Raw genomic sequence first — 16,083 nt, forward strand, 5'->3', positions numbered from 1 at the left:
CCGGCCTGTGCCCCCTGCCGGCAGCGCCGGCAGGGGGAGCGTCGGGTTTCGCTTAATCCCGGTCGATGGCGAACGGCTGCCACGCCTGGCGCACCGGCATCACCTCCACCCGGTTAATGTTCATATGCGCCGGCAGCGTGGCGATATAAAACATCTGCTCGGCGATATCGCGCGCGCTCAGCGGCGTGGTGCCGCGATAGAGCTTATCCGATGCCGCCTGGTCGCCCTTAGTGCGCACCAGGGTAAATTCGGTCTCGGCAATCCCCGGCGCCAGATCGGTGACCCGCACGCCGGTGCCAAGCAGATCGCAGCGCAGATTATAGCTGAACTGTTTTACAAAGGCCTTGCTGGCGCCATAGACATGGCTGCCGGGATAGGGCCACTGCCCGGCGATCGAGCCGATATTGATAATGCTCGCCCCGGCGCCATGGCGGATCAGCGTCGGCAGCAGAGCGTGGGTCATCGTCACCAGACCGGTGACGTTGGTGTCGATCATCGTTTTCCAGTCCTCCAGGGCCACCTCCTGCGCCGGCAGCGGCGACAGCGCCAGCCCGGCGTTGTTGATCAGGGTGGTGATATCGGCGAAATCGGCGGGCAGCGACGCCACCGCCGCAGCCACCGCCTCGCTGTCGCGAACGTCAAGCTCAATAATATGCACCGGCACCTGGGCGGCGAGTCTGTCCTGCAAGGCCTTCAGTCGCGGATAGCGGCGCCCGCTCAACACCAGCGACCAGCCCGCATCGGCAAACACCTGCGCTGCCGCTTCGCCAAAACCCGAGGTCGCCCCGGTGATAAACACTACGTTGCTCGTTGCCATCTCATTCTCCTGTGCGGTTGTCCCTTCACTATAAAAACGCCGGATGGCAAGGCACAGGGCCAGACGACGGGCGGGGATGTGACACCGTGTCACATCGTTTTGCGCACACTGGCTCTATCCGATTTGCGCGGCCGCGGCCAATGATGAAGTCAACCACTACGACATGAGAGAGGGCAGGGTATGAAGCTGGCAATTCACAACGAGGTCGCGGTAAGCAATGACGAAGTTCGGCAATTGGATCGCGCCTATGTGTTTCATTCATGGTCGATGCAGGGCAATCTCAACCCGCTGGTCATCGCCGGGGCGCAAGGCTGCGAGCTATGGGATTATGAGGGGAACACCTGGCTCGACTTCAGCAGCCAGCTGGTGAACGTCAACATTGGCTATCAACATCCCCGGGTGCTGGCGGCCATGAAGGCGCAGCTGGAGACCCTGGTCACCATCGCGCCCGCTACCGCCAACCTTGCCCGCGGCGAAGCGGCGAAGCGCATCGTCGACCTGGCGCCGGCGGGCTTCAGCAAGGTATTTTTCACCAACGCCGGGGCGGATGCCAATGAGAACGCGATTCGCATGGCGCGGCTGTATACCGGACGCGACAAGGTGCTGTCGGCCTATCGCTCCTACCATGGCAACACCGGCAGCGCGATCGCCGCCACCGGCGACTGGCGCCGGGTGCCGAATGAGTTTTCCCGCGGCCATGTGCATTTCTTCAATCCTTACCTTTACCGCAGCGAGTTCAACGCTGCGACCGAGGAGGAGGAGTGCCAGCGCGCGCTGGCCCATCTGCGGCGGATCATTGAATGCGAGGGGCCGACGGCTATCGCGGCGATCCTGCTGGAGTCCATCCCCGGCACCGCCGGGATCCTCGTGCCGCCGGCAGGCTATATGCAGGGCGTGCGCGCGCTGGCCGACGAGTTTGGCATCGTGCTGATCCTCGATGAGGTGATGGCCGGCTTTGGTCGTACCGGCAGCTGGTTCGCCTTTGAACAGGATGGCGTGGTGCCGGATCTGGTGACCTTTGCCAAGGGGGTTAACGCCGGCTACGTGCCGGCGGGCGGGGTGCTGATTAGCGAGCCGATTGCCCGCTATTTTGACGATCACTTCTTTGCCGGGGGGCTGACCTACTCCGGCCATCCGCTGGCGATGGCGGCGATTGTCGCCACCATCGACGCGATGAAAGAGGAGAAGGTGGTTGAGAACGCGGCCTATATCGGCAACGAGGTGCTGCGCCCCGGTCTCGAGGCGCTGGCGGAGAAGCACGCCATTATCGGCGAGGTGCGCGGTCGCGGCCTGTTCCAGGCGCTGGAGCTGGTGAGCTGCCGTGAACAAAAAACGCCGTTGACCGCCGCCGACATGGCCGCGATCAAAGGGGCCCTGACCGAAGCCGGGCTGCTGGCCTTTGTGGTGGAGAACCGCATTCATGTGGTACCGCCGTGCACCATTACTGCTGAGCAGGTGGCGCAGGGGCTGGGGATTTTTGATGCGGTCTTCGCCCGCTTTGCCAGCCTGGCGAAGTAGGGGAGAGTAGCGGAAGCGACCGCCGGACGGTTCCCTTTCCCTCCGGGAGAGGGCCAGGGTGAGGGGAAGGGCTGCCGTGTGGTTTTTTATGTTATCTGTGGCTTCAGCGTAGTTTGCGCTCCCGGCTAATCGTCTGCGTTATGTCAATTCCGGGCAGATTGCGCTCCCGGTTAATTTTCTGCGTTATGTCAATCATGGCGCAGGGAGCGCACAGGGGGCGGCCAGTCGCCGCCCCCTGTACCCCCGGCCTGCCGGGAACGTCTCAGCGATTTTGAGGCCGCCAGCACCGGCAGTTTCAGCGACCTCAGCGCCAGCGGTGATTTGGGGCCCCAGGCCGGGTAAGGCGCAGCCGCCACCCGGCGAAATCAAGGATACCGTGCCTGATATCTTGCCCGGCGGCGCTGCGCTTGCACGGGCCTACGGGGTGTGAGCCTGTGAGTGGATCCTCCAGGCCGGGTAAGGCGCAGCCGCCACCCGGCATAAAAGCGGCTCCGTGCCTGCTGTCATCGCCCGGTGGCGCTGCGCTTGCACAGGCCTACGAGGTGTGAACCTGTGAGTGGATCCTCCAGGCCGGGTCAGGCGCAGCCGCCACCCGGCAAAATAACGGCACAACCGGAAATGTCCTTGTTCGCACTGCGCCTGGCAGGGCTACAACTTCTATGTTAATTCCGGGCAGATTGCGCTCCCGGCTAATCGTCTGCGTTATGTCTCTTATGGCGCAGGGAGCGCACAGGGGGCGGCCAGTCGCCGCCGCCCCCTGTACCCCCGGGCTCCGGCCAGCAAAATCGCCACTGCGTGGTCCCTTCGACTTATCCCTGCAGGCTTCGGGTCGGGCCGAGGCAGCGTCCATGCAAAACACGGCCCTCAGCCCGCATCCATGCGGGCTGCCCCGGCCTTCCGGGAACGTCTCAGCGATTTTGAGGCCGCCAGTACCGGCAGTTTCAGCAACAATGGTGAATAAATTAACGACAGGTCGTAAGAACGTAGGCCGGGTAAGGCGCAGCCGCCACCCGGCAACACCACGGGTACCGTGCCTGATTATTCCCGGTGGCGCTGCGCTTGCACGGGCCTACGGGGTGTGAACCTGTGAGAGGATCCTGTAGGCCGGGTAAGGCGCAGCCGCCACCCGGCGAAATCAAGGATACCGTGCCTGATATCTTGCCCGGCGGCGCTGCGCTTGCACGGGCCTACGGGGTGTGAGCCTGTGAGTGGATCCTCCAGGCCGGGTCAGGCGCAGCCGCCACCCGGCAAAATAACGGCACAACCGGAAATGTCCTTGTTCGCAGTGCGCCTGGCAGGGCTACAACTTCTATGTTAATTCCGGGCATATTGCGCTCCCGGTTAGTCTTCTGCGTTATGTCCCTTATGGCGCAGGGAGCGCACAGGGGGCGGCCAGTCGCCGCCGCCCCCTGTACCCCCGGGCTCCGGCCAGCAAAATCGCCACTGCGTGGTCCCTTCGACTTATCCCTGCAGGCTTCGGGTCGGGCCGAGGCAGCGTCCGTGCAAAACACGGCCCTCAGCCCGCATCCATGCGGGCTGCCCCGGCCTTCCGGGAACGTCTCAGCGATGTTGAGGCCGTCAGCACCGGCAGTTTCAGCAAGGCTGGTGAATAAATTAACGACGAGCGCACGGCACCCAGGTCGGGTAAGCGAAGCGCCACCGACAAAACAACGGCTCCTCCGCTGACCTCACTTCATCCGGTGTTCCCCGTTGAGCAGCGCTTCGCGATCGAAAAAGCGCTGGATCACACCCTCCGCCATAAACGCCGCCCGATCGGACATATGGGCGATGACGTCGGCATCGTGGCTGACCAGCAGATAGGTCATGCCGTGCTCCTGTTTCAGGCGATTAAGCAGATTGAGGATTTCCGCCTGCACCGACATATCCAGCGCCGAGGTCGGCTCATCCAGCAGCAGGATCTGCGGACGCAGCAGCAGGGCACGGGCAATGGCCACGCGCTGCCGTTGACCGCCGGAGAGCTGGTGCGGATAGCGGCGTGCGGCGTCGGCGGCCAGACCCACCTGCTCAAGGGCGGTGGTCACCCGCGGGGCAACGTCGCGGATGCCATGGATCTGCAGCGGCTCCGCCAGGGTGCGCCACAGGGTGTGGTTGGGATGCAGCGAAGCATACGGATCCTGAAACACCATCTGCACATTGCGTCGCAGCTCGCCCTGAAAGCGGGCGCCCGGCGCGATGGCCTGGCCCAGCAGCGCCATGCTGCCGCGCCATTCGCGCTGTAATCCGGCGAGCACGCGCAAAATCGTCGATTTGCCGCAGCCCGAGGCGCCGATCAGGCTGAAGGTTTCCCCAGCGTCGACACGGAAACTGGCGGCGGAGACCGCCGTCTTCGCGCCGAATGTTACCTGTAGATCCTTAAGATTAACGATCGCCATGGGTCGTCTCCGTAAAGTCCTGGGTTCTGTCGAGGGTCGGCAGCATCTGACCGTAGGTTTGCGCATTTGGCCTGCAGGTCCACAGGGTGCGGGTATAAGGGTGCGTCGCGGTCGGCAGCGCCCGCGCCGGCATCTCATCGACCTGTCTCCCCTGGTACATCACCAGCACGCGATCGCAATGCGCGGCCACCAGCGGTAGATCGTGGCTGATCAGTAACATGGCCATCTGCCGCTGCGCGCACTGCTCCACCAGCAGCTCGAGGATCTGGTTGCGCAGGCGGGCGTCAAGGGCCGAGGTCGGCTCGTCGGCTATCAGCACCCTCGGGTTATTGAGCAGCGCGAGGGCGATCATCACCCGCTGCCCCATCCCGCCGGAGAGCTCGCCGGGATAGCGGCTGAGGACCGGGAGATCCAGACCGACGGCGGCGATGGCGTCTTTGACCGCCTCGGCGCGAGCGCGGCGGCGGAGACGCTGATGCAGGGTTAACGCCTCCTCCAGCTGCGTCTGAATGGACTGCACCGGATTCAGCGCATAGCGCGGATCCTGCAGCACCATGGCGATATCGTTGCCGCGCAGTTCGCGCCAGCCGCGGGCGCTGAGGGTCAGCACATCGCGCCCCAGCACCTCCAGCCGTTCGGCACTCACCACCCCGGGCTTGCGCACCAGGCCCATCAGCGCCCGGGCGGTCATCGATTTGCCGGAGCCGGATTCCCCCACCAGCGCCAGCCGCTCGTTGCCGAGGGTGAAGCTGACGTTGTCCACCACCCGGGCGGTGGGGTAGTCGACGGCGAGTCCCTGGACGGTCAGTCGGATGTCAGTCATGTTGCGGCTCCAGAATATCGCGCAGGCCATCGCCCAGCAGGTTAAACGCCATGCTGGCGAGCAGGATCGCCGCGCCGGGGATGGCGGCGATCCACCACTGATCGAAAATCACCTGCATCCCGTCGGCAATCATCGCTCCCCACTCCGCCATCGGCGGGCGGGCGCCCAGGCCGAGAAAGCCGAGCCCGGCGGCGGCGAGGATAATGCCCGCCAGATCGAGCGCCAGCCGGACAATCGCCGACGGCAGACACAGCGGCAGAATATGGCCGACCAGCAGCCGCCAGCCGCGGATGCCCAGCATCTCCGCCGCGGCGAGGTAATCGCTATGGCGCAGGCGCTGAATTTCGCTGCGCGCCTGCCGGGCGTAGGCCGGCCAGGTAGTCAGGGCTAACGCCAGCGCGCCGTTGACCAGCCCCGGGCCGAGCATCGCCACGAACGCGAAGGCGAGGATCAGCCGCGGCATCGACATCACCACGTCGGTAAAGCGCATCAGTATCCGCTCCAGCCACCCGCCATAGTAGCCGGAGAGAATACCCACCAGCAGACCGACGGGCAGGGTAATGGCGGTCACCAGCGCGACCAGACCCAGCGCCGGACGGGCGCCGTAGAGCAGGCGCGACAGCAGATCGCGGCCGTAGCTGTCGGTGCCGAGACAGTGCCCCGCGCCCGGCCCCTGCAGACGGGCGGCGGCATCCTGCCAGTTGGGATCGTGCGGCGCCAGCCACGGGGCGAACAGCGCGGTCAGCACCAACAGGATCACCAGGGTCAGACCGCAGAAGGCGGCGGGTGAGCGGCGCAGACGGCGTAAAAACAGATAAGTCGGCATCAGCGCACCCTCGGGTCGGTTAACCGCACCAGCAGGTCGGTCAGGTTATTGATCAGCACAAAACTCACGCCGATCAGCAGCGTGCCGCCCATGATCGCCGTGGTATCTCCGGCGAACAGCGCGGTGGTGAGGTAGCGGCCGATCCCCGGCCATGAGAAGACGGTTTCGGTGAGCACCGCCCCTTCGAGCATTGAGGTCCAGGCGAGGGCGGTCACCGTCAGCAGGGTGCCGCGGATATTGGGCAGAACGTGACGCAGCAGAATCGTCATCTCACCGGCCCCTTTGGCCCGCGCCAGCAGAATGTACTCTTTGTTCATTTCACTGAGACAGGCGGAGCGGGTCAGACGGGTGATGCTCGCCAGCGAGTAATAGGCCAGAACCAGCCCCGGCAGCAGCAGATGGCCGATAGCATTTTTGAAAGCCGCTGTATCGCCGGAGAGCCAGGTGTCGATCAGCGCAAAACCGCTGCGCGGCTCGACGGTGTACTGATAAATATCGTCGAGACGACCCGGGCCCGGCGCCCACTGCAGCCGGGCGTAGAACAGGGCCAGCATCAGCAGGCCGAGCCAGAATATCGGCACCGAGTTGCCCAACAGGGTAAAGGTGCGCACCGCCAGATCCCACGGCGAACCGGCGTAACGGGCGCACAGCACCCCGGCGACGATGCCCAGTACCGCGCCGACGATCAGCGCCAGGGTCGCCAGCTCAAGGGTCGCCGGGAAGACCGCCAGCAGATCGTGGAGCACCGGCTGGCCGGTGGCGCTGGCGATACCGAGATCGCCATGGGCCAGGTTGACCAGATAGTGCCAGAACTGCACCGGCAGCGGCTGGTCGAGACCCAGCTGATGGCGAACCTGATCATAGGTCGACTGGCTGGCATGGTCGCCGACGATCTGCAGTACGCGGTCGACCGGCGACAGCGCGGAGAGCGAGAAGGTGACCAGCAGCAGCCCGAACAGCGTCAGCAGCAGGGTCAACAGCCCCTGCAGCAGGCGGGTAAGATGAGTGGAAAACGATGACATGGAAAATGGAAATTCCTGGTATATCAACATGGTTCCCGGCGGCGCGACGTCCACCGGGTCCGGGTGGAGAAACGGTCATCCGGGCAGGGCGAGACCGCCGTGCCCGGTAACATAACCCGCTTACTTGGTCACGTTATCGTACCAGACCATGTCGGCGTTCAGCCCCTGCTGATAGCCCTTCACGTTATCGCGCACCACGATCTGGGTTTTCCCCTGGTCAATAAAGACGTATGGCGAATGCTGCAGCAGGGTTTCCTGCATCGTTTTGTACAGGTCGAGGCGTTTCGCCGGGTCCGGCTCCGCCACCGCGGCGAGGGTGGCTTTATTCAGCTCAGGGATCTGCCAGCCGTTGAGCCCGGCCACGGTGCTGGATTTACCATCGTTCCACGCGAAGGCGCTGGCGTTAGAGTGGGCATCAAAGTAGTCGGGGATCCACAGGCGGATCGCCGCCTGATGCTGCTTCGCGCGCACCCGGGCATAGACCTGGCTGCCGGCGGCCGGCAGGAGATCCACCTTCACCCCGCCCTGGGCAAAGCTGGCCTGCAGCGACTGGGCGATGGTGATAAACGGCGGTTTGTTCTCCACGTCGAGGGTGAAGTGCGCATCCTTAATGCCCGCTTTATCAAGGATAGCCTTAGCTTTTTGCGGGTCGAAGGCGAATGGATTGGTCTCCAGCGCCCCCGGCAGGCCGGCCGGCAGGAAGCTTTGGTGAATAAAGTACTGGCCTTTCAGCAGATTTTTGGTGATGCCCTCATAATCGACCAGCCAGCGCGCCGCCTCCCAGAAGGCCGGATTATTGAGCAGCGGGTTGGCGCTGTTGGCGGTATTAAACACCAGATAGTTCTGTTCGGCGGACGGGATGCTCAGCACCTTCACGCCGGGTTTATCCTGCAGGGCGGCAATCTGGTCAGCGCCGAGATCGCGGGCCACGTCGGCATCCCCCTGCTGGATCAGCAGGCGGCGGGAAGCCGGGTCGGGGACGTTTTTAATAATGATGCTCTTGATCTTCGGCGCGCCGGTGGGGGAGCTGGCGTTGGCTTCCAGCAAGATGGCCTGATGCGGCTGGTAGACGCGCATTTTATAGGCGCCGCTGCCCGCCGAGTGCATCTTCAGCCAGTCGTTGCCGAAGTCGTTATTTTTCGCGTTCGGTGCCACCTGTTTTTCATCAACAATGGAGGCGATGGGGGTGGAGAGTATATTCAGCGCCACCGCCGGGCTGACGTCGGCAGTCCAGTGCAGCGTCAGGGTATGGTCGTCAACCTTTTTCAGCTGGCTGGCGATGTTGTCCGGCTGCCAGCCGAGCACGTTGAGAATAAACGCCGGCGATTTATTCAGCGTCACCGCGCGGGTGTAAGAGAAAATCACATCTTCCGGGCGCAGCGGATTACCGGAGGCGAATTTGGCATCCGGCTTCAGTTTGATGGTCAGGGTTTTCGTCGCCGGGTCGGCCTGCCAGCTTTCGGCGAGGATCGGCACGATTTTTTCAGGGTTGTTGCGGTCCGGCTGTACCAGGCGCTGGTAGAGGCTGGGCACCGTCTGAATGCTGGAGAGTTCGTTCGCTTCCGCCGGGTCGAGGCTGACGATATCGTCGAGACCCTGGGCGACCACCAGCGTGTTGGGCGGCGTGGCGGCATGCGCGGCGGCGGAGAGCGCCGTCAGTACCAGTAAAGGCAACAGTTTCTTGGTCATATGCAATCCCTGAAAAATGGTTATTTTAATTTTTTATGCTTCGCTACGTTAGGCCGCTTGCCAAAAGGCGTAAAGTCAAAATAAGGATATCCTTATGCTAAAAACGCATAATCAAGAACGACAGGTTATTGCCAGGCGTGCAAAAGCGCCTTTCTCGGCTGCTGGCTTCTTGCTATAACGCATTGTCTATTGCGAGGAGGTGGGTGTGCCGGAAATCAATGAGTTTGGCCAGCAGGTGAACGATCTTGTCCCTGGCTGGCAGGGGGCGCGAGTCCTGCGGCGAACGGCGTTAAATGGCCGTTTTAGTCGACTGGAGCCGCTGGACGTTGACCGTCATGCGGCGGATCTGTTTGCCGCCTATGCGCTAGGCGACAACAGCGACTGGACGTGGCTGGCGTCTACGCGGCCGGAGAGCGTGGCGGCGACCGCCCACTGGATCGCGGGCAAGGTGAATGATGATGCTCTGGTGCCCTACGCGGTGATTGACCTGCGTAGCGAGCAGGCGGTGGGTATCGTCAGCTATATGGCGATCGAACGGGAAATGGGCACGGTTGAGATCGGCCATGTCACCTGGTCGCGCCGGATGAAAAACACCCCGCTGGGTACCGAAGCGGTCTGGCTGTTGCTGAAGAACGGCTTTGATCATGGCTACCGTCGGCTGGAGTGGAAATGCGATTCGATGAATGTCGCCTCGCGCCGGGCCGCCGAGCGGTTGGGCTTTAGCTGGGAAGGGCGCCTGCGGCAGAGGCTGGTGCGCAAAGGGCGGACGCGCGACAGCGATATGCTGTCCATCATCGACGGCGAGTGGCCTGCGCGCGATGCGGCGCTGCGGGCATGGCTGGCGGTGGAGAACTTTACTGCCGACGGGCAGCAGATCAAACGCCTGGAGGCGTTTCGCTAACATCAGAGGCTGTCCCGACCTTCCGGGAACGCCTCTGCGATTTTGACGCCGCCGATACCGGTGGCGTAAGTGGCTACATTAACCGCTGGCCGCCCGGATCGTAGGCCGGGCAAGGCATAGCCGCCATCCGGCCTAAACGATTAGCGGCGAACCGGCGCGTCGCCAGCGACATAATACGCCGCGGTGCTGCGCGGCAGCGGCTGGCGGCCGCGAATGGCGTCAGCCATCTTCTCGCCGATCATAATGGTGGTGGCGTTCAGGTTGCCGGTGATGATCTGCGGCATAATTGACGCATCGACCACCCGCACGCCTTCCAGACCGTGGACCCGGCCTTCGCCGTCGACCACCGCCATCTCGTCGTAACCCATCTTACAGGTCCCGCACGGGTGGAACGCGGTCTCGGCGTGGTTGCGCACAAACTCATCCAGCTCGGCATCGCTCTGGCAGTCAATACCCGGGCTGATTTCGCGGCCGCGATACTTATCCAGCGCCGGCTGGTTCATGATCTCCCGGGTGATGCGAATGGCGTCGCGGAACTCCTGCCAGTCCTGCTCATGGGACATATAGTTAAACAGGATCGCCGGGTGGGCGTGCGGGTCGCGCGACTTCAGACGCACGTGGCCGCGGCTGGGGGAGCGCATCGAACCGACGTGGCACTGGAAGCCGTGCTCTTTCACCGCGTTGGAGCCATTGTAGTTAATCGCCACCGGCAGGAAATGGTACTGAATGTTCGGCCAGGCGAACTCTGCGCGGCTGCGGATAAAACCGCCCGCTTCGAACTGGTTGCTGGCGCCGATCCCGGTGCCGCCGAACAGCCACTCGGCGCCGATCTTCGGCTGGTTCCACCACTGCAGCGCCGGGTAGAGCGACACCGGCTCTTTGCACTCGTACTGCAGGTACATCTCCAGATGGTCCTGCAGATTCTCACCCACGCCGGGGAGATCGTGCACCACCGGGATATCGAACTGCCTGAGCAGCTCGGGGTTGCCGACGCCGGAGCGCTGCAGGATCTGCGGCGAGGCAATCGCCCCGGCGCACAGCAGCACCTCTTTGTTGGCCGTCGCTTTTGACGGGATAGTGCTTTCCCCCTCCAGCCACTCGACGCCCACCGCGCGCTTGCCGGAAAAAATAATGTGATCGGTCAGCGCATGGGTGCGGATGGTCAGGTTGGGGCGACCGCGCGCCTGGTCGAGGTAGCCGCGGGCGGTGCTGGCGCGACGGCCCTGCGGCGTCACGGTGCGGTCCATCGGACCAAAGCCTTCCTGTTGGTAGCCGTTGAGATCGTCGGTGCGCGGATACCCCGCCTGCACCCCGGCTTCAACCATCGCCTCGAAGAGCGGATTATTGCCCGGCTTCGGCGTGGTGACGCTCACCGGGCCATCGCCGCCGTGATAGTCGTTGGGCCCGATATCGCGGGTTTCCGCTTTCCGGTAGTAGGGCAGGCAGTCGAGATAGCTCCAGTGTTCCAGTCCCGGGGCGGCGGCCCAGTTATCGAGGTCCAGAGCGTTGCCGCGAATGTAGCACATGCCGTTAATCAGCGAGGAGCCGCCGAGCCCTTTGCCGCGCCCGCACTCCATGCGGCGGTGGTTCATATAGGGCTCCGGTTCGGTCTCGTAGGCCCAGTTGTAGCGTTTGCCCTGCAGCGGGTAAGCCAGCGCGGCGGGCATCTGGGTGCGAAAATCGAACCGGTAGTCCGGGCCGCCGGCCTCCAGCAGCAGGACGGTGGTGTTTGGATCTTCAGTCAGTCGTGTCGCCAGAACGTTGCCGGCGGATCCGGCGCCAATAATGATGTAGTCAAATTGCAAAAAAACCTCCCGGTTAAAATATGGACTGGAATTTACCCATCTCAACCTGGATGGACTTCACCTGGGTGTAACTCTGCAGGGTCATCACGCCGTTCTCGCGGCCAATACCGGAGTGCTTATAGCCGCCGACCGGCATCTCCGCCGGGGATTCCCCCCAGCTGTTGATCCAGCAGATGCCGGCTTCCAGCTGATGAATGGCGCCGTGGGCGCGGTTCAGGTCGGCAGTGACGATACCCGCCGCCAGACCGTAGTCGGTATCGTTGGCGCGGCGGATCGCTTCTTCTTCGGACGCGTAGCTGAGGATGGACATCACCGGGCCGAAGATCTCCTCGCGCACGATGGTCATCTCATCGGTGCAGTCGGTAAACACCGTCGGGGCCACCCATGCGCCGTTGTCAAAGCCTTCGCCCTTCAGCACGTCGCCGCCGCACAGCAGGCGCGCGCCTTCTGCTTTGCCTTTGGCGATGTAGCGCAGCACATTGTCACGGTGCGGGAAGCTGACCAGCGGGCCAAAGTTGGTGGTTTCATCGAACAGATCGCCCGCGCGGATGCGGCCCACGCGCTCAACGATTTTCTGCTCAAACGCCGCCTTAACCTTCGCGGGGACGAACACCCGGGTGCCGTTGGTGCACACCTGGCCGGAGCTGAAGAAGTTGGCCATCATGGCGATGTCGGCCGCGAGATCGAGATCCGCATCGTCGAAAATAATCAGCGGCGATTTACCGCCCAGCTCCATGGTGACCTCCTTCAGCGATGAGGCTGCGGAGTTGGCCATCACCTTTTTGCCGCTGGCGACGCCGCCGGTAAAGGAGACTTTAGCGATGCCCGGATGTTCAGTCAGGTACTGGCCGGTCTCCGCACCCACGCCCGGCAGGACGTTAAACACCCCGTCCGGCAGGCCCGCTTCGCTGTAAATTTCCGCCAGCCTGAGGGCGGTGAGCGGGGTGACTTCGCTCGGTTTGAAAATCATTGCATTGCCGGCGGCCAGCGCTGGCGCCGATTTCCACAGGGCGATCTGGATCGGATAGTTCCACGCGCCGATCCCGGCCACCACACCCAGCGGTTCGCGGCGGGTGTAGACGAACGACGTCTCGCGCAGGGGGATCTGACTGCCTTCCAGCGCCGGGATCAGCCCCGCGTAATACTCCAGCACGTCGGCGCCGGTGACGATGTCCACGGTTGAGGTTTCGGAATACGCTTTACCGGTGTCGAGGGTTTCCAGCTTTGCCAGCTCGTCGTTCCGCTCGCGCAGGATATCGACGGCGCGACGCAGGATGCGCGAGCGTTCCATGGCGGTCATCGCCGCCCAGATTTTTTGCCCGCGCCGCGCGCTCTCAACGGCGCGGTCGACATCCTCGCGTCCGGCAGCCTGAACGGTCGCCAGCACCTCGCCAGTGGCAGGGTTGATGGTCTCGAAGGTGCGACCGCTGGTGGCCGATGTATAACCACCATTAATATAAAGCTGCTGTTCTGCCATTCGGGACATAACGCCTCCTCGGTTATGGGTTCGGTAAATGCTGACGAATAAAGTGGCTGGTCAGCGACTGCGCCAGCGTCTTATCCAGCGGTTTGCCGCTGAGCGCCGCCCGCAGCCACAGGCCGTCTATCAGCGCCGCCAGCCCGTAGCCGGCCTCCTGGGCCTGCTCGCGCGGCAGCTCGCGGCGGAACTCGTACACCAGGTTTGACAGCAGGCGGCGGCTGCTCACCTGCTGCAGGCGGTAGAGCATCGGCTGGTGCATGCTGCTGGCCCAGAAGGCCAGCCAGGCCTTCATCGCCGCGCTGCTGATCTGCGTCTCATCAAAGTTGCCGCCGACTATCGCCTGCAGACGCTCTCCGGCGCTGCCGTCCGGCAGGGCGTGCAGACGGTTAAGCACCGCGTCGCGCAGCTGGCTGGTGATGTCGCGCATGGTCGCTTCCAGCAGACCATTTTTGTCTTTGAAATAGTGACTGATGATCCCCGTCGATACGCCCGCTCGCCGGGCTATCTGCGCGATGGTCGCGTCGTGCATTCCGACTTCATTTATTGCGTCCAGCGTGGCGTCGATCAGTTGCCTGCGCCGGATTGGCTGCATCCCCAGTTTGGGCATTTTTGCCACTCCATTCATCAGCGTTGGTTAACTATTAAAGCGGTTTTTGATTGGACGTTCAATATAAAATGTGTCTTAATTGTTACGTTATTGAATTTTAATAGTTACAAAAACAGTGGGGATACTGGATGACAGATCTTTCGCAAAACAGAGAAAAGGACAAAATCAATCCGGTGGTTTTTTATACCTCGGCCGGACTGATTTTGTTGTTTTCCCTGATGACGATCTTTTTTCGCGATTTTTCTGCCGAGTGGATTGGGCGCACCCTGGACTGGGTGTCGAAAACCTTCGGCTGGTACTATCTGCTGGCGGCGACGCTGTATATCGTCTTCGTCGTCTGCATTGCCTGTTCGCGCTTCGGCTCGGTGAAGCTCGGGCCGGAGCAGTCTAAGCCCGAGTTCAGCCTGCTGAGCTGGGCGGCGATGCTGTTCGCCGCCGGGATCGGCATCGACCTGATGTTCTTCTCGGTCGCCGAACCGGTGACGCAATATATGCAGCCGCCGGAAGGGGCGGGGCAGACCATCGAGGCGGCGCGCCAGGCGATGGTGTGGACGCTATTCCACTACGGACTCACCGGCTGGTCGATGTATGCCCTGATGGGCATGGCGCTGGGATACTTTAGCTATCGTTATAATTTGCCGCTCACCATCCGCTCGGCGCTCTATCCTATCTTCGGAAAAAAGATTAATGGCCCCATCGGCCACAGCGTCGATATCGCGGCGGTGATCGGCACCATCTTCGGCATCGCCACCACCCTCGGCATTGGCGTGGTGCAGCTCAACTACGGTCTGAGCGTGCTGTTCGATATTCCTGACTCGCTGGCGGCGAAGGCGGCCCTGATAGCGCTGTCGGTGATCATCGCCACCATCTCGGTCACCTCCGGGGTGGACAAGGGCATCCGCGTGCTCTCCGAGCTGAACGTCGCCCTCGCGCTGGGGCTGATCCTGTTCGTGCTGTTCATGGGCGATACCTCCTTCCTGCTCAATGCGTTAGTGCTGAACGTCGGCGACTACGTCAACCGCTTTATGGGCATGACGCTGAACAGCTTCGCCTTCGACCGCCCGGTGGAGTGGATGAACAACTGGACGCTCTTTTTCTGGGCGTGGTGGGTGGCCTGGTCGCCGTTCGTTGGCCTGTTCCTGGCGCGCATTTCGCGCGGGCGCACCATCCGCCAGTTTGTGATGGGCACCCTGATTATTCCGTTCACCTTTACCCTGGTGTGGCTGTCGGTGTTCGGCAACAGCGCGCTGTATGAGATCATCCACGGCGACGCGGCCTTTGCCGGGGAGGCGATGCTCCACCCGGAGCGCGGCTTCTACAGCCTGCTGGCGCAGTATCCGGCGTTTACCTTTAGCGCGTCGGTGGCGACCATTACCGGTCTGCTGTTCTACGTCACCTCTGCCGACTCCGGCGCGCTGGTGCTGGGAAACTTTACCTCGAAGCTGAAGGACATCAACAGCGACTCCCCGAACTGGCTGCGCATCTTCTGGTCGGTGGCTATCGGTCTGTTGACCCTCGGGATGCTGATGACCAACGGCATCTCGGCGCTGCAGAACACCACGGTGATCATGGGGCTGCCGTTCAGCTTTGTGATTTTCTTCGTGATGGCCGGACTGTATAAGTCCCTGAAGGTGGAAGATTACCGCCGGGTCAGCGCCAGCCGCGACACTGCCCCGCGCCCGCTCGGCCTGCAGGATCGGCTGAGCTGGAAGAAGCGCCTGTCGCGGCTGATGAATTACCCGGGCACGCGCTATACCAAACAGATGATGGAGACGGTGTGCTTCCCGGCGATGGAGGAGGTTGCCCAGGAGCTGCGGCTGCGCGGCGCCGCGGTGGAACTGAAGAGCCTGCCGCCGGAAGAGGGCGAGAACCTTGGTCACCTCGATCTGCTGGTGCACATGGGCGACGAGCAGAACTTTATCTACAAGATCTGGCCGCAGCAGTACTCGGTGCCGGGCTTTACCTATCGGGCGCGCAGCGGGAAATCCACCTATTACCGGCTGGAGACCTTCCTGCTGGAGGGCAGCCAGGGTAACGACCTGATGGACTACAGCAAAGAGCAGGTGATCACCGATATTCTCGACCAGTACGAGCGGCACCTGAACTTTATCCATCTGCACAGGGAAGCGCCGGGGAACAGCGTGATGTTCCCGGATGGCTAGTCAGGGGAGCCCCCGTCGGGGAAAGACTGACGGGGGCGAC

General features: G+C 62.7%; 12 protein-coding genes. 3 read left to right on the forward strand and 9 right to left on the reverse strand.

Features of this window, described 5'->3' with window-relative positions:
* Positions 1-52: 52 nt before the first annotated feature.
* On the reverse strand, positions 53-817 hold the full coding sequence (locus MKR05_RS15830) for an SDR family NAD(P)-dependent oxidoreductase (RefSeq protein ID WP_023288749.1): 765 nt from the start codon (positions 815-817) through the stop codon (positions 53-55).
* A gap of 180 nt (positions 818-997) precedes the next feature.
* On the opposite strand from MKR05_RS15830, the gene MKR05_RS15835 reads away from it, so the two are divergent.
* Positions 998-2,335 carry an aspartate aminotransferase family protein gene (locus MKR05_RS15835; protein WP_152843153.1) on the forward strand — a complete coding sequence of 446 codons (1,338 nt, stop codon included), beginning with the start codon at positions 998-1,000 and terminating at the stop codon, positions 2,333-2,335.
* Positions 2,336-4,023: 1,688 nt separating this feature from the next.
* On the opposite strand, the gene MKR05_RS15840 is transcribed toward MKR05_RS15835, so the two are convergent.
* From MKR05_RS15840 to MKR05_RS15860, 5 genes are all read right to left on the reverse strand, one after another.
* A complete protein-coding gene (locus tag MKR05_RS15840) occupies positions 4,024-4,728 on the reverse strand; it encodes an ABC transporter ATP-binding protein (RefSeq protein WP_023288751.1) in 705 nt (234 codons plus the stop codon).
* Positions 4,715-5,551 (reverse strand): ABC transporter ATP-binding protein, encoded by an 837-nt coding sequence (locus MKR05_RS15845; RefSeq protein ID WP_023288752.1) that lies wholly within the window; start codon positions 5,549-5,551, stop codon positions 4,715-4,717. The genes MKR05_RS15840 and MKR05_RS15845 overlap by 14 nt, the downstream gene beginning before the upstream one ends.
* Complete coding sequence (locus MKR05_RS15850) at positions 5,544-6,377, reverse strand: ABC transporter permease (RefSeq protein ID WP_238874904.1); 834 nt, start codon at positions 6,375-6,377, stop codon at positions 5,544-5,546. The genes MKR05_RS15845 and MKR05_RS15850 overlap by 8 nt, the downstream gene beginning before the upstream one ends.
* A complete protein-coding gene (locus tag MKR05_RS15855) occupies positions 6,377-7,399 on the reverse strand; it encodes an ABC transporter permease (protein WP_284118316.1) in 1,023 nt (340 codons plus the stop codon). The genes MKR05_RS15850 and MKR05_RS15855 overlap by 1 nt, the downstream gene beginning before the upstream one ends.
* A 120-nt stretch (positions 7,400-7,519) precedes the next feature.
* Complete coding sequence (locus tag MKR05_RS15860; RefSeq protein ID WP_238874907.1) at positions 7,520-9,088, reverse strand: ABC transporter substrate-binding protein; 1,569 nt, start codon at positions 9,086-9,088, stop codon at positions 7,520-7,522.
* A 205-nt stretch (positions 9,089-9,293) separates the two neighbouring features.
* Here MKR05_RS15860 and MKR05_RS15865 point away from each other — a divergent pair, with 205 nt between their 5' ends.
* Positions 9,294-9,989, forward strand: a complete 696-nt coding sequence (locus MKR05_RS15865) for a GNAT family N-acetyltransferase (protein WP_087826804.1) — start codon at positions 9,294-9,296, stop codon at positions 9,987-9,989.
* 140 nt (positions 9,990-10,129) lie between these two features.
* On the opposite strand, the gene betA is transcribed toward MKR05_RS15865, so the two are convergent.
* From betA to betI, 3 genes are read right to left on the reverse strand one after another with little or no spacing between them, the layout of a single operon-like run.
* Positions 10,130-11,794, reverse strand: a complete 1,665-nt coding sequence (betA, locus tag MKR05_RS15870; protein ID WP_023288757.1) for a choline dehydrogenase — start codon at positions 11,792-11,794, stop codon at positions 10,130-10,132.
* 13 nt (positions 11,795-11,807) lie between these two features.
* Positions 11,808-13,280, reverse strand: a complete 1,473-nt coding sequence (gene betB, locus MKR05_RS15875) for a betaine-aldehyde dehydrogenase (protein WP_032455046.1) — start codon at positions 13,278-13,280, stop codon at positions 11,808-11,810.
* Between the two features lie 13 nt (positions 13,281-13,293).
* Positions 13,294-13,881, reverse strand: a complete 588-nt coding sequence (gene betI / locus MKR05_RS15880) for a transcriptional regulator BetI (protein ID WP_023288759.1) — start codon at positions 13,879-13,881, stop codon at positions 13,294-13,296.
* A 128-nt stretch (positions 13,882-14,009) separates the two neighbouring features.
* Between betI and betT the strand changes: the two genes are divergently transcribed.
* Positions 14,010-16,043 carry a choline BCCT transporter BetT gene (betT, locus tag MKR05_RS15885; protein ID WP_284118319.1) on the forward strand — a complete coding sequence of 678 codons (2,034 nt, stop codon included), beginning with the start codon at positions 14,010-14,012 and terminating at the stop codon, positions 16,041-16,043.
* The last annotated feature ends 40 nt before the right edge of the window (positions 16,044-16,083 follow it).

The sequence above is a fragment of the Klebsiella sp. K5-204 genome (assembly GCF_030128585.1).
Classification (GTDB): Bacteria; Pseudomonadota; Gammaproteobacteria; order Enterobacterales; family Enterobacteriaceae; genus Klebsiella; species Klebsiella quasipneumoniae.

Excerpts from the sequence above, each read along its gene's own strand:
- MKR05_RS15830 (WP_023288749.1), bottom strand. The coding sequence starts at position 817 with ATGGCAACGAGCAACGTAGTGTTTATCACCGGGGCGACCTCGGGTTTT.
- MKR05_RS15835 (WP_152843153.1), top strand. The coding sequence starts at position 998 with ATGAAGCTGGCAATTCACAACGAGGTCGCGGTAAGCAATGACGAAGTT.
- MKR05_RS15840 (WP_023288751.1), bottom strand. The coding sequence starts at position 4,728 with ATGGCGATCGTTAATCTTAAGGATCTACAGGTAACATTCGGCGCGAAG.
- MKR05_RS15845 (WP_023288752.1), bottom strand. The coding sequence starts at position 5,551 with ATGACTGACATCCGACTGACCGTCCAGGGACTCGCCGTCGACTACCCC.
- MKR05_RS15850 (WP_238874904.1), bottom strand. The coding sequence starts at position 6,377 with ATGCCGACTTATCTGTTTTTACGCCGTCTGCGCCGCTCACCCGCCGCC.
- MKR05_RS15855 (WP_284118316.1), bottom strand. The coding sequence starts at position 7,399 with ATGTCATCGTTTTCCACTCATCTTACCCGCCTGCTGCAGGGGCTGTTG.
- MKR05_RS15860 (WP_238874907.1), bottom strand. The coding sequence starts at position 9,088 with ATGACCAAGAAACTGTTGCCTTTACTGGTACTGACGGCGCTCTCCGCC.
- betB (WP_032455046.1), bottom strand. The coding sequence starts at position 13,280 with ATGTCCCGAATGGCAGAACAGCAGCTTTATATTAATGGTGGTTATACA.
- betI (WP_023288759.1), bottom strand. The coding sequence starts at position 13,881 with ATGCCCAAACTGGGGATGCAGCCAATCCGGCGCAGGCAACTGATCGAC.
- betT (WP_284118319.1), top strand. The coding sequence starts at position 14,010 with ATGACAGATCTTTCGCAAAACAGAGAAAAGGACAAAATCAATCCGGTG.